Source organism: Burkholderia cepacia complex sp. TUM26381 (genome assembly GCF_057439935.1).
This window is the reverse complement of sequence record NZ_CM172006.1, coordinates 1866590-1879871: the sequence shown is the minus strand read 5'-3', so window position 1 is coordinate 1879871 and position 13282 is coordinate 1866590. Positions and strand designations below refer to the sequence as shown.

The 13282-nt window shown below is 67.8% G+C and carries 14 protein-coding genes; 5 read left to right on the top strand and 9 right to left on the bottom strand.

Going from position 1 to position 13282, the window contains the following annotated elements; translation table 11 throughout:
* Positions 1-96: 96 nt before the first annotated feature.
* The 3 genes from ACWMMN_RS08795 to ACWMMN_RS08785 form a co-directional block, all read right to left on the bottom strand.
* Positions 97-225 carry a hypothetical protein gene (locus tag ACWMMN_RS08795; RefSeq protein WP_256084876.1) on the bottom strand — a complete coding sequence of 43 codons (129 nt, stop codon included), beginning with the start codon at positions 223-225 and terminating at the stop codon, positions 97-99.
* On the bottom strand, positions 222-593 hold the full coding sequence (locus ACWMMN_RS08790; protein WP_486422576.1) for a GFA family protein: 372 nt from the start codon (positions 591-593) through the stop codon (positions 222-224). Before ACWMMN_RS08790 ends, ACWMMN_RS08795 begins: the two co-directional genes overlap by 4 nt.
* A 117-nt stretch (positions 594-710) precedes the next feature.
* Complete coding sequence (locus tag ACWMMN_RS08785; protein ID WP_486422575.1) at positions 711-1811, bottom strand: NAD(P)H-dependent flavin oxidoreductase; 1101 nt, start codon at positions 1809-1811, stop codon at positions 711-713.
* A 47-nt stretch (positions 1812-1858) separates the two neighbouring features.
* Between ACWMMN_RS08785 and ACWMMN_RS08780 the strand changes: the two genes are divergently transcribed.
* Both ACWMMN_RS08780 and ACWMMN_RS08775 read left to right on the top strand, forming a co-directional pair.
* On the top strand, positions 1859-2650 hold the full coding sequence (locus tag ACWMMN_RS08780; RefSeq protein WP_226196451.1) for a 5-formyltetrahydrofolate cyclo-ligase: 792 nt from the start codon (positions 1859-1861) through the stop codon (positions 2648-2650).
* An 11-nt stretch (positions 2651-2661) separates the two neighbouring features.
* Positions 2662-3348, top strand: coding sequence for a hypothetical protein (locus ACWMMN_RS08775; protein WP_486422574.1), 687 nt, complete (start codon positions 2662-2664; stop codon positions 3346-3348).
* Between the two features lie 63 nt (positions 3349-3411).
* Here ACWMMN_RS08775 and ACWMMN_RS08770 read toward each other — a convergent pair whose 3' ends face one another.
* Positions 3412-4545 carry an AAA family ATPase gene (locus ACWMMN_RS08770; protein ID WP_174991514.1) on the bottom strand — a complete coding sequence of 378 codons (1134 nt, stop codon included), beginning with the start codon at positions 4543-4545 and terminating at the stop codon, positions 3412-3414.
* 41 nt (positions 4546-4586) lie between these two features.
* A complete protein-coding gene (locus ACWMMN_RS08765) occupies positions 4587-5456 on the bottom strand; it encodes an RNA ligase family protein (protein ID WP_486422573.1) in 870 nt (289 codons plus the stop codon).
* 733 nt (positions 5457-6189) lie between these two features.
* On the opposite strand from ACWMMN_RS08765, the gene ACWMMN_RS08760 reads away from it, so the two are divergent.
* The 3 genes from ACWMMN_RS08760 to ACWMMN_RS08750 all read left to right on the top strand — a co-directional run bounded on the left by ACWMMN_RS08760 (position 6190) and on the right by ACWMMN_RS08750 (position 9792).
* Positions 6190-7338: an RNA ligase RtcB family protein gene (locus ACWMMN_RS08760; protein WP_059234156.1), complete on the top strand. Its 1149-nt coding sequence runs from the start codon at positions 6190-6192 to the stop codon at positions 7336-7338.
* Positions 7338-7946 carry a peptide chain release factor H gene (gene prfH, locus ACWMMN_RS08755; RefSeq protein WP_486422572.1) on the top strand — a complete coding sequence of 203 codons (609 nt, stop codon included), beginning with the start codon at positions 7338-7340 and terminating at the stop codon, positions 7944-7946. Before ACWMMN_RS08760 ends, prfH begins: the two co-directional genes overlap by 1 nt.
* A gap of 382 nt (positions 7947-8328) precedes the next feature.
* Entirely contained in the window at positions 8329-9792 is a 1464-nt protein-coding gene (locus ACWMMN_RS08750; protein WP_340624127.1) for an MFS transporter, read from the top strand.
* An 84-nt stretch (positions 9793-9876) separates the two neighbouring features.
* Here the strand turns inward: ACWMMN_RS08750 and ACWMMN_RS08745 are convergent, their stop codons facing one another.
* The 4 genes from ACWMMN_RS08745 to ACWMMN_RS08730 form a co-directional block, all read right to left on the bottom strand.
* Entirely contained in the window at positions 9877-10770 is an 894-nt protein-coding gene (locus ACWMMN_RS08745) for a LysR family transcriptional regulator (protein WP_059234159.1), read from the bottom strand.
* 60 nt (positions 10771-10830) lie between these two features.
* Complete coding sequence (locus tag ACWMMN_RS08740) at positions 10831-11697, bottom strand: alpha/beta hydrolase (protein WP_340624126.1); 867 nt, start codon at positions 11695-11697, stop codon at positions 10831-10833.
* A gap of 209 nt (positions 11698-11906) precedes the next feature.
* Positions 11907-12290 (bottom strand): VOC family protein, encoded by a 384-nt coding sequence (locus ACWMMN_RS08735; protein ID WP_059234161.1) that lies wholly within the window; start codon positions 12288-12290, stop codon positions 11907-11909.
* 22 nt (positions 12291-12312) lie between these two features.
* Positions 12313-13275 (bottom strand): hydroxymethylglutaryl-CoA lyase, encoded by a 963-nt coding sequence (locus ACWMMN_RS08730; RefSeq protein WP_059234162.1) that lies wholly within the window; start codon positions 13273-13275, stop codon positions 12313-12315.
* Between the last annotated feature and the right edge of the window lie 7 nt (positions 13276-13282).

The window sequence follows — 13282 nt, the reverse complement described above, 5'->3', positions numbered from 1 at the left end:
AGCGACGCGAACGGTCGCAGACAACCGCATTATATATCGCATGCGATTTTATCGGAAGCATGTTAATCGGCCGCGATGCACCGGCCCGACGCGTGCTCAGCGCTGCGTGCGGCGCTTGCCGGCTTGCTGACGGCTGACCGACAGCAACGAGCATTGCACCGGATGCGCGATTTCGGTCGCGAGCCCGCCCGCGGCAAACAGCAGGATCATCAACCAGCGTTTCATGCGTCCTCCACGACCGAGAGGCTCGCGCCGTCGGCGACCGTCGCGTCGAGCGCATACGGATCGATGCCGTCGAGGCAGCCGAGATTGACGCGCCAGCATGCCGGGTCCTTGCGGGTCTGATGGAACGGATAGACGCCGCATCGGCTGCAGAAATAATGGCGGGCCGTGTGCGTGTTGAAGCGATAGCACGTCAGCGCGACCTCGCCTTCGACGATCGTCAGGCCGGCGGCGGCGAACATCGGGCTCATCAGCGCGCCGCGCCGGCGGCACAGGCTGCAGTTGCAGCGCACGGCTGGCGCAATGGCCGCTCTGACTTCGAACTTGACGGCCCCGCAATGGCAGGACCCCTTGAACCAGGTGGCAGACATGACACGCTCCGGAAAAGGTCATGCCTGCTTTATAGCGAACCCGCGCGCGGGCGTTGTATCGCGCTGTATCCGCCGCCAGCGCAGATACAGAACATTGCAAATCTGCGGCCGGCGCGATCAGTCCAGCGCGTGTTGCAGCCGTTCGATCGCCGCGCGCGTTTCGCGTTCGAGTGCGGCGAACAGCTCGGCGGCCGGCAGCGCGCGAACGAGCGGTGCCGCCTGCCCGGCCCATTGCGCGCCGTAACCGAATTCGCCCTTTGCCTTCGCGGCAGCATGCAGCGCCTTGCCCGCGTCGTACGCGATCGGATACGCGGGCGTGGCCGGTGCGTGCGGGTCGTCGCCGAGCGCGGTCAGCCGGTTCGCGATGCCGCGGGCGACCCGGCCCGAGATCGCGCGCGTGAACGTCGTGCGGCGCGCTGCGTCGCCAAGGATCGCGCGGCGATAGCCGTCGTCGATCGACGTCTCCGGGCACGCGACGAACGCGGTGCCGAGTTGCGCGGCCTGCGCGCCGAGCGCGAGCGCAGCGGCAATGCCTTCGCCGTCCATGATGCCGCCGGCGGCGATCACGGGCAGTGCGCATTCGCGCACGATCAGGCGCGTCAGCGCGAACGTGCCGAGGCGATCGTCGTGCGCGCTCGAATCGAACACGCCGCGATGCCCGCCCGCTTCGATGCCCTGTGCGACGATCGCGTCGATGCCGGCGGCGGCGATCTCGCGTGCCTCGTCGAGATTCGTCGCGGCGGCGAACAGCGTGATGCCCGCGCGCTTCAGCGCAGCGATCACGTCCGCGGACGGCAGCCCGAAATGGAAGCTGACGACGGCCGGCTTTTCTTCGACGAGCATCGCCTGCATCGCGTCGTCCGCGACGAAGCTCGTGTAGATCTCCGACAGCGACGCGGGCGGCGTTGCGCCGTATTCGCGGAACACCGGCGCGAGCCAGTCGAGCCACGCGCGTTCGACGGCGGCATCGGCATGGGCCGGACTGTGGCAGAACACGTTGATGTTGAACGGCCGGTCGGTGAGCGCACGCGTGTCGCGGATCATCTTGCGTGCGCCGTCGGCGTCGGTCGCGCCGACACCGAGCGAGCCGAGCCCGCCCGCGTTCGACACGGCGGCGGCCAGTGCCGGCGTGCTGACGCCGGCCATCGGCGCCTGGACGATCGGTGCGCGGATGCCGAGCGTGCGCAACAGTGTCCGGTTGTTGGTCGGTTGATTCATGTTGCCTGCCTCCTGTTGATGGCCGACGCGCGAGCTTGGCGGGTCGCATGGGCCGCACGTATCGCATTTCCGGTTTCACCCCTAGAATAGCGGACGGAGAAACCGCATCCAAGGCCGTCAGCGCGCAGCGTTCACCGAACGCTTCGCCCGACATTCATGCGGCTCCGCTGTCAAAAACCAACAACACCATCACAGCATTCATGAAAAGAAGAACATTCCTCGCGCTGCCCGCCGTGGCGGCGTCCGGCATGCTTGCCGCCTGCTCCGACGTCAATATCGGCCCGATCACCAATCGCATGATGAAGGATCCGGAATACCGGGAAACGCTGTCGGCGTTTCTGATCAGCGCCGACGGGAAGAAACTTGTCGTGATCGGCAAGCAGTACCACTACATCTTCGATGTGCCGCCGGCCCTCGCCGTCAACCTCACGGCGCCCTATCGCCCCAAGCTGGATACCGATTTCGACGATTTCGAGACGCACGGCGACAAGATCTCCGGGCGTTACATCCTGCAGCTTTCGAGCGAGGACGCCCCCCCCGGCTCCGAACTGCGCGCGCGGGCGCTCGCCGACGGTTTCAAGGACGAGCGCTACAAGCTGACCGAGCGCGGCACGATCAGCGGCAAGCGTTACCAGCCGAACGACGTTACGCCGTCGTCGATTCCGCAGGCGTTCAATCATTCTTACAACGTCAAGGTCATCGAGCGGCCGTCGCTGCTCGGCCAGGGCGCGAAGCTCGCGATGTCGCCGGTCACGATTGCGGCCGACGGCGCAGTGGGCCTGCTTGGCCTGGCGTTGTTCCCGATCGCGCTCACGGCATTCATCATCGTCGCGCATTGAGGCCGGCATCGATGATGGAATCGCTTGGCCGAAACCTGTTCCGGATGGGCTGCGTGGCCGCTTGCCTCGCATTCGCGCAACCCGCCGCAGCCGAAAGCGACTGGGACGCCGCACGCCATGTGCGTACCGACTGGGTGTTCGCGTCGATGAAGGAAAGCGACGTGCGGCCGACGCTCGATCGCACGTTGAAGGATCAGGTGCACTGGGCCGGCCTGCCGGGCAACACGCCCGATGCGGGCGCGTTCCAATGCACGAAGCTCGCGCTGCCGCCGCCGTCGGACGCTGCACAGGCTGCGTTCGATGCGGCGCCGTCATCACGCGGCCGCGACGCGGACAAGGCCTACGCAAAGGCCGCGTCGCTCGGCTCATGGCGTGCGGCCGCGCGTCTGGTGAACAGTTCGCTCGAGGACGAAGACTGGGAAGGCGCGCAGCCGGCGATTGCATGGTTGCTCGCGCATCACGTGCCGGCCGGCTACAACAAGCTTGCGGACGTGCTGCAGGCGATGTCGGGTTACGACGGCGAAACGCCCGGCGAGCGCATGCGCGGGATGATCGCGTCGCTGCGCTGGCGCGCGGCACGCGAAGGCGATCCCGTGGCGCAGATGGAGATGGCCGATCTGTTCGAGAAGCTGGGCAAGAACGATCGGGTCACCGCGCTGCGCGCGTGCGCGACACAGCAGAATCCGGACCTGAAATGATGCGCGTCGCCGGTACGCCGCAGTGACTTGCGGCGTACCGGCGCGCACCGCGACAGTGCCGCGTCAGACTTCGTACCGCACCGCGTGCGCTTCTGTCGGCAGCGGCAGATCCCAGCGCAGCAGCATCGCCTCGAGTGCACGGTTCGTCAGCGACGTGTCGCGCCGCGCATTGCGGCGCAACAGTTCCGCGCGCGGCTGTTCGAGGTAGACGAGCGTCACGTCGGCGCCGTACGCATACAGCAGGTCGAGCGTCTTCTTGCGCATCAGCGGCGACAGGTTCGTCGCATTCCATACGAATGGCCGCTGCTCGCGCAACAGCGCCTTCGCAGCGTCGACCGCATGGTGCGCGACCGCCCCCTCGTTCTGGCCGTGACGCAGCCCCAACGCATCGCGCGCATCGTCGAACGACACGACCGGCAGATCCGGATGATGCCGCGCAACCCACGTGTTCTTGCCCGATGCCGGCAGGCCCGACATCACGACGACCTGCGAGCCCGGCGTGCGGAACAGCGGATAGTCGGGATGCACGTCCGCACCTCGGAAGTAGCTGAGCGCCGTATGCGCGTCGGTGAACGTACGCGGCTGGCCGTAACAACCGTCCTCCCGCGCCAGCTCGCGCAACAGTTCGATGTTGTCGAGTACGCGTTGCGTGTCGTCGCAGATGCGCCCGCGGATGTCGGCTTCCGCGAGCAGGCACAGGAGCGGAATGCCGACCTGCCACGACAGCTCGCGCGCGATGAACTCGGGTGTGCCGCGGCGCGACCCGCTCATCGCGAAAAACGGCACCTGATGCACGGCGATCATTCGGCAAACCGCCTCGCGCGCCGCGAACGGCATGCCGGCGTCCCACAGCGCGATGCGCGCATCGATCGCCCCTTTGCGCGAGTGGCCGGGATGGCCGATCGCACCGGTGACGGGATCGATGACCGTCGTGCCCGCTTTCGCGATGTCGTGCAGCAGCGCGGCCAGGAACACGATTTCCCGGTCGGCGCGCGACGCGGCCTGATAGCCGGGCAACGCGAGCAGCGCATCGATCACCATCATCGTATGCGTCCACACGTCGCCTTCACCGTGATGCGCGGGCTCTTGCGGTGTCGTTTTCGCGTGTTCGAGCGCGGGAAACGCCGCGAGACACGCGCGATAGTCCGGCTGCCGGCCGGGCGCAGGCACGAGTGCCTGCAGCTGTTCGTACTTCATGATCAAGACTCCTTCCGAAACGGCGCGAGGCCGTCCCGTATTCATTTGTTCGGCCGCGCGGCCGGGGCCGATGGCCACGTCACCGTCGGATGCGGCGCATACAGGTCGACATCGGGTGCGAGCAGGTTCGGGATGAACGGCTGTTCCGAGTGATGGCGCGCGGACTCGAGAATCGCCTGCACGAAATCGTGGCGCACCCACTTCAGGCGCGCGGTCGTCGCGTCGTCGGTCTCGACTTTCACGTAGAGCCCTTCGGAGCGCTCCGACTTGTCGCACTGCTGCCAGGCGCGCGCGAGGTCGAGCCCCTGCCGCCGCACGGTTTCCTCGAATGCGCGGCGCCAGTCCGGCGTCTTCGCGAGCGACGGGCCGAGCAGCGCTTTCAGGTCGGCGAGCCGCGCCGGTGCAATGCCTTCGTACAGCACGGGTACCGACAGCACGGGCCCGTCGGCGAGCAGCGTGCGCCGCGCAGGCGTCGACAGGAAGCGATCCGTCGCACGGTCGAACACGTCGAATTCGAAGAAGTGATGCGGCAGCGCGTCGTAGAACACCGCGTGCTTCTTGCTCATCGTTTCGCCGTACATCACGTAGCGATCGCCGAGGCGCTCGAGCAGCCAGCCGGCATGGGCGGCCGCCCAGGTCTTCAAGAACCCGAATTGCCGCTCGCGGCCGCCGCCGGCCAGATAGTGGCCGCGCGACTGCAGCAGCAGTTCGCCGGCCGGACTGAAGCTGATGCCCGTGTTCGCGCCGTCGAGCTTTTCCTCGACGACGATGTGCGCGCCCGCGAGGGTGCGATACGGAATGTGGTCGTGACCTTCGTCGCCGTTCTGCAGGCGCGATCCTTCAAGATGCGGCGTGCGCGGGTAACGGGCGAGGTCGAGCGATTGCGCGTAGGCGCGAAAATCCAGCGTCATGGTCTTTCTCCGGAAACAGGGAAAAAGCCGACGACGTGAACGAACGGATGGGTGTGCGTTACGGTGTCAGTGCGAGTCCGGGCGCGGCCCTGCGATGACGGTTCCGGCGCTGCGAGGCAGACGGAAACGGGCAGGACGACACGCGGCCGGGACGGCAGTCGTCGGCGTATCAGGCGAAGGGACGAATGTTTGCGGGCACTTGGATCACCGGTTCGATGAGGGTTCTGGGATGAAGCAGGCGGATGCTACGAAACGGCTTATGTGCTGTCAAGCGCGACCGGACGCTCGCGTTGCGGTGGCCCGCAGCCGTTGAATGCCTGCAGCGGTACGTCACACGTACGATCGATGCGCGAATGATCCGGATTCCTATGTGTGTGTTTTTCGCCACAACGAGCATCGAATCGATCGGACGCATCGCGTCGCCCGCTTGCTGCGCCCGTTGTGTGCATGCTAGAGTCGCCGCCATTCCGATCAACCCCTCACTCGCAAGGAGAAGAAAATCATGACGACACGCCAACGCTTCTCCCGTCGCGGGTCGTAGTTCGGGTTTTTCGCGTCCGTTCGTTTCATCGTTCACGCTACGCAGCACCGCGCATCGCCGTCACGGCGATGCGCCGGATCGTCCCGATCCGGCCGTGCCGCCCTCCTCCCGACTTCCGATGTCGGGCAGCGCATGCGTGCGCTGCCCGCGCCATGGCCCGCCGTTCTTCCTTTTCATCGAACGGAAACCTCCATGGGCAATTCCATGCAATACCTGGGCGAGCGCATCACGTTGTGCGCTTGTCCGACCACCTGGATCGAAGGTGAGGCCATCCGGCAGCTCGAACTGGCTGCCACCCTCCCCGGCATGCGGCGCGTCGCCGGCATGCCCGATCTTCACCCCGGACGCGGCTACCCGGTCGGCGCGGCGTTCTTTTCGACGGGCCGGCTGTATCCGGCGCTGATCGGCGGCGACATCGGCTGCGGGATGGCGCTATGGCAAACCGCGCTCGATACGCGGCGCGTCGGCGCGTCGAAGCTCGCGAGCCGGCTCGGCTCGATCGACGCCGCGCCCGATGCCGGCTGGCAGCCGCTGATCGCGGCCGCCGGATTCGCGGATCATCCGTTCGCGGCGTCGCTCGGCACGATCGGCAGCGGCAATCATTTCGCGGAGGCGCAGCGGATCGACACGGTGTACGACGCCGAGGCGGTCGCGGCGCTCGGTCTCGATCGCGACCGCCTGTTGCTGCTCGTGCACAGCGGGTCGCGCGGCTTCGGCCAGTCGATTCTCGAGCAGCACATGCGTGAGCACGGCTACAACGGCCTCGACGAGACGGATGCTGCGTGCACGGCGTACCTCGCGCGTCACGATGCGGCGTTGCGCTATGCGATCGCGAATCGCGATCTGATCGCGCGGCGCATGCTGGCGCGCTGGCGCAGCGACGGCCGGTGCGTGCTCGACGTGAACCACAACCTAGTGAGCCGGGCGAGCGTCGACGGCGAACCGGGCTGGCTGCATCGCAAAGGCGCGACGCCGGCCGACTCGGGGCCCGTCGTGATTCCCGGGTCGCGCGGCGACTACAGCTACCTCGTCGCGCCGGTGCGGCCCGACGATGCGGCGAGCCTCGCGTCGCTCGCGCATGGTGCGGGCCGCAAGTGGGCGCGCGGCGACTGCAAGGGCCGCCTCGAGCGGCGCTTCACGCCGTCGCAGCTCACGCGCACGCCGCTCGGCAGCCACGTCGTCTGCGAAGACCGCGAACTGCTGTACGAGGAAGCGCCGCAGGCGTACAAGCCGATCGACAGCGTCGTGGACGCGCTCGAGGCGGCCGGGCTGCTGCGCCGGCTGGCCCGGCTCGCGCCGGTGCTGACCTACAAGACGTCCGGGGAGGGCTGCCGATGCTGATGCAGATTTCCTCGGCGCACGGCCCGCTCGAATGCCAGCTCGCCGCGGCTCACGCGTTGCGGCGCCTGCAGGCGGAAGCCGATGCGCGGCGTGTGGTCGTGACGGTGCTCGATGCACAGCCGGGCGAACGGCCCGGCACGCTGCGCTCGGCGCTGTTCGATCTCGATGGCAAGGCGGCGCAGGCGCTCGCGGACCGGTGGACGGGCACGCTGCAGTGGATTTGCGCGAGCCCGTACCGGTTGCGCCATCCGCGCAAGAACTGGTTCATCGGCGTCACGCGCTGTGCGGATGCGCAGCCGCTGCCGGACGGCGACGTGCGGTTCGAAGCGATGCGCGCACGCGGGCCGGGCGGCCAGCACGTGAACAAGACGAGCTCGGCCATCCGCGCGACGCATGTCGCGACCGGCCTGTCGGTGCGCGTGGAAAGCGAGCGCAGCCAGCACGCGAACAAGCGTCTGGCGCTGCAGTTGCTGCAGGTGCGCTTGCAGCAGGAAGCCGACTGTCACGCGTCGGACGCGCGCCGTCAGCGGCGGATGCAGCACTTTGCGCTGGAGCGCGGGAACCCCGTGCGCGTGTTTCATGGGCCGGCGTTCGTGCCGGCCGATTGAGCACGGCGGTGTGGCTGTCGGCGGCGGTTGCACCGGCGGCCACGCGACGGGCCTCATGGTTTTCCCGGCCAGTCAGGGTGCGCGGCGACGTACCGCTTCCGGTACGCCACCGCGTGTCACGCAGGCTGCAACGGCCTGCCGCGCGAATCCGGGCTGCCGCGCGTTCCCTACCCTTTCTGCCCGGGAAAGGACGCTTGAAACATCCGCAATTATCACGCGCCGCCGATTTGCCCACCATGTGTCGGACGATCGGCGCACCCCTCAAGGCCGGCCCTTTCACGGGCCTTGCCATGTCTGTCGCCGCGTCGTGCAGCCGGACGCACCACGCCGGCCGCGAACGGCCGGGCTGCGCGCCACGGCATATCGAAAATCAGGAGACACGATGAACAGCCAATCCCTCGATCTCGGCGGCAACGCGGGCGGACCCGCGTCCGCCCGACTGCCGGCCGCCTCTTCCGGCGTCGGTGCCGATGCGGCGGCCCTGCCCGCACGTCGCGTCACGCTCGGCGATTTCATGGACGACCTGCCGGTCGGCGCATTGCACCGGTTCGTCGTCTGGGTGATCGGCATCGGGCTGTTCTTCGACATGTTCGAGATCTTCCTCGTCAGCACGATCGGCTCCGCGTTGCAGAACGAATACGGGCTGAGCCGGCAAAGCGCCGATTTCAAGCTGCTGCTGGCCTCTGCTTTCATCGGCATGTTCGTCGGCGCGATGTGCCTCGGCAGCCTCGCCGACCGCATCGGCCGGCGCAAGGCGTTCCTGCTGACGCTCTTGTGGTACAGCGCGTTCTCGCTGGTCGGCGCGTTTTCGGTGAACGCCGACATGCTCGTCGCATGCCGGTTCCTGACGGGCATCGGCGTCGGCGCGATCTACCCGGTCGCCGACAGCTTCCTGTCCGAAATCCTGCCGAAAGACAAGCGCGGGCGGCTCGCCGCGTGGGCCTACACGACCTCGTATGTCGCGGTGCCGCTCGTCGGCTTCCTCGCGCTGTGGCTGAACCCGCTGCATGTGGCCGGCGTGGCCGGCTGGCGCATCATTCTCGCGATCGGCAGCCTCGGCGCCGTGTACGTGCTGCTCGTCCAGCACCGCCTGCCGGAGAGCCCGCGCTGGCTGCTCGCGCAAGGCCGCACCGCCGACGCGCACGCGGCGCTGCGCCGTTTCGCGGAGAGCGCGGGCGTGCGCGTGCCCGACCAGTTCGCGGAACCGGTCGAGCCGCAGCGGCCGCTCGGGCTCGGTGCGCGCATCGCGCTGCTGCGCCGCCAGCCATATGGCGCGCGCTACCTGATGCTTGCGGTCTTTCACCTGTTCCAGGGCTTCGGTTACTACGGGTTCGGTACGCTGGCCGGCACGGTCGTGAAGAGCCGCGGCTTCGACGTGACGGACAGCACGCTGTTCATCGCGCTGTCGTTCATCGGCTACCCGATCGGCTCGCTGCTGTCGATTCCGCTGTTGAACTGGATCGAACGCCGCACGCTCGTGATCGTGTCGATCCTGTCGATCGCGGTATTCGGGATGTGCTTCGCGTACTCGGGCAATACCGTGCTGATCGTCGGCTTCGGGTTCCTGACGACCTGCGCATCGAACGTGTTCAGCAACGCCTATCACGTGTACCAGGCCGAGATTTTTCCGGCCCGCGTGCGCTCGACGGCGATCGGCAGTACCTATGCGCTGTCGCGGATCGTCAGCGGCGCACTGCCGTTCGTGTTGTTGCCGGTGCTCGGCAGCTACGGGGCGGGCGCGATGTTCGGCGTGATCTCGGGCGCGCTTGGCATCGTCGCGGTGACGCTGCGCATGCTCGGGCCGCTGACCACGCGGCGGAGTCAGGATGAGATCAATCCGGTGTAATGCGGCGAGCGGCACGGGGGGCGCGCAAGCGTGCCCCGTGCCCCATGCGTCGTCGTTTCATCGCATTCAGCGGATTCATCGCATTCAGCGCGCCGACATGAAATCGAACAGTTTCGCGACGTCGGTCGTCAGCGCGGTTCCCGCCTTCACGCCGACCCACAGCGTGCGCGTGGCCCACGCATCGTCGAGCTTCACGACACCGAGCCGCGCCGCGCGCTCGCCCGTCACCGCATCGCGCGGCAGCACGCCGATGCCGAGCCCCGCCTCGATCATCCGGCTTACACCGTCGAAATTCGATACCTGGATGCGCAGTTTCAGCGAGCGCTCGGCCGCGAACGCGGCGTCGGTCATGCGCGCGAGCAGCGAACTGCCGTCGCTCAGGCCCACGTAATCCTCGTCGAGCGTATCCGCGAAGCGGATGCTGTCGCGCGCGGCGAACCGGTGCGTGCGCGGCACCAGCAGCACCAGCTCGTCGCGCCGGTACAGCCGCCGTTCGATGCCGGGCGCCGGCACGTTGTCCGCGAACACGCCGAGATCGGCCTTGCCGGACGCGAGCGCGTCGACGATCTCGTGACTCAGTCGCTCCTCCAGGCTCACCTTGATGCCCGGATTGTCGGTGAGGAATGCAGCCAGATCGGCGGGCAGGAACTGGACGATCGCGGACGTGTTGGTCCACACATGAATGTGGCCGCGCACGCCGGCGACGTAGTCGCTCATCTCGTGCGCCATCCGGTTGACCTGCTCGATCACCTTCGCCGCATGGTCGAGCAGCGCGCGGCCGGCGGGCGTCAGCTCGACGCCGCGCGCATGCCGGACGAACAGTGCGCTGCCGGTCACGCTTTCGAGCTCGGCGATGCGCTTGCTGACCGCAGACAGCGTGAGCTGGCCGTGTTCGGCCGCCTTCGTCAGGCTGCCGTGCTCGGCGACGAGCGCGAACACGCGCAGCGACTGAAGATCGAAATGAAGCGGGTTCACCATGTCGGGGTCCTGGGAGGGCCATGCGGGTCGTGCGCCATCATCGCGCGGGCCTGACGCCGATCATACGCCGCCCGGCCGCGTAGTCGCGATGGAGCGCGGCTGGCGCGGCGCGATGGCCTGCAGCGCGGCAAGCATCGCGCCATCCGGCCGCGCGAGATCGTCGAGCACCGCGAAGTGCTGCATGCCGGGCAGCCACGTGCGTGCGATCCGTTCGCCGGCCGCTTCGCACGCCGCCGCGTACTCGTCCGCCTGGCGGATGAGTTCGGGCAGTTCGGCGTCGCCGACCGCAACGACGGTCGGCGCACCGGGCCCGACATGACGCAACGGGCTGCATGCGTCGACTTCGCGCGCGGTGAGCTGCAGCTTGTCGTTCAGGCAGCACAGCGAGATCGGTTCGAGATCGACGAGCGGACTGATCGCGAGCGCCGACACGACGGCCGGATGCGCGCGATGCAGGGCCGTCAGGTGCCCGCCCGCCGAATGGCCGCTCAGGTGGATCGGCCGGTGCGTAGTGCCGAGGCCATCGGGGTCGGCAGCGAGATGGTCGAGCAGCGCGCCGATCTCGGCGACGATGTCGGTCATCGTCGCGACCGGTGCGAGCGTGTATTCGGCCAGGATGACATCGAAGCCGTGCGCGAGCGGCCCGCTCGCCGCATACGCGAAATCCTCTTTCGTGCAGTGCTGCCAGTAGCCGCCGTGAATGAACACGAACAGCGGCGCGCCGGGTTGCCCGCATGACAACCAGTCGAAACGTTGCGCAGGGTGTGCGCCGTAACGCAGGTCGCGGCGGCCGGGCGTCGCATCGTACAGCGCCGCGCTGCGCGCCTGGCATGACGCGAGCAGCGCCGGGAAATCGGGAACAACCTTCGTGTTCAGGTACGCGGCGTCGAGCGCCGCGCGGTCCATGCCGCGATAGAGGATCGTCATTCCGGGAGCGCCTGGGTCGGGTTGCGGATGCGCAGGGCAGCTTCGCCATGCGTGTTGCGAAGGCGGCGACTGAGCCGGCGCCGTTGCACCATTATCCGCAGCACGGCCGCGGCCGGCTATCCGAAATCGGCGGGCGCGGCGCGCAGCTGTCCGCTTTCGGCGAAGGACTGTGAATGCCGTGCGCGCATGGGCACGCCGCCCGCTGCCGGTCAGATCGGCTCGGAGATCTCGATCAGGTTCAGGTCGGGATCGCGTACGTAGACCGAGCGGATCTTCTGCGTCGCGCCGGTGCGTTCGACGGGCCCTTCGACGATCGGCCATTCGACGCGCCGCAGGTGCGCGATCACGTCGTCGAGCGGCACCGATGCGATGAAGCACAGGTCGAGCGCGCCGGGCACCGGCACATGCGCTTTCGGCTCGAACTCCGCGCCGCGCACGTGCAGGTTGATCTTCTGGTTACCGAAGCGGAACGCGAGGCGGCCGGCGCCGAAGGCTTCGAGCTGCATCTGCAGCACCTCGGTGTAGAAATGCTTCGTCTTGTCCGGATCGACGCAGGTCAGTACGAGATGGTCGAGGTGGTCAATCAGCGCCATGGGATGGGCTCCTTTTTGTCGTTCACGAAAAAGCGCGTTGCGCGGGCATGTCGCCGGCGTCGGCGCGCGGCGGCGGGTGCAGGTCCGAGCGGCGCCCGGCCTTCAGGATCTGGCTCGGCACGTCGTGCCCGATCAGCGCGGGCAGGCGTGCCGATGCGGCCAGCACGGCCGCGAGGTCGATGCCCGTATCGTAGCCGTCGAGTTCGAGCATGTGGACGAGTTCCTCGGTGCATGCGTTGCCGGTCGCGCCCGGCGCATACGGGCAGCCGCCGAGACCGCCGAGCGACGCGTCGAAGCGGTCGATGCCGGCGTCGAGCGCCGCGAGCGTGTTGGCCAGCGCCATCCCGCGCGTATTGTGGAAATGCAGCGTGAGCTGCAGCGCGCGGAAGCGCGCGCGCGCGCGTTCGGACATATCGCGCACCTGCGACGGAAATGCCATGCCCGTGGTGTCGCACAGCGTGAAGCCGTGCACGCCGAGATCCGCGAAGCGCTGCATCCATGCCAGCACCGTTTCGGCCGGCACGTCGCCTTCCATCGGACACCCCAGCGCGGTCGACAGCGATACGTTGATCGCGACCCGCGAGCCGCGCACGGCGTCGATCACGTCGCGCAGCTGCGCGAACGATTGCTCGCGCGTCATCCGCAGGTTCGCGCGGTTGTGGCTTTCGCTCATCGACATCACGAGGTTCACTTCGTCGACGCCGCACGACAGCGCGCGCTCGGCGCCCCGCACGTTCGGCACGAGCACCGTATAGACGACGCCCGGTGCGCGCACGATGCCGTGCATCACGGCCTCCGCGTCGCGCAGGGCGGGAATCGCCTTCGGCGACGTGAACGACGTGACCTCGATCTTCGCGTAGCCGCACGCGCTCAGCGCGTCGACGAGCGCAATCTTGTCGTCGGTGTCGACGAATGCAGCTTCGTTCTGGAAACCGTCGCGCGTCGCGACTTCGTGGATGTAGAGCCGTTTGTGTGCTGTGCTCATGTCGTCT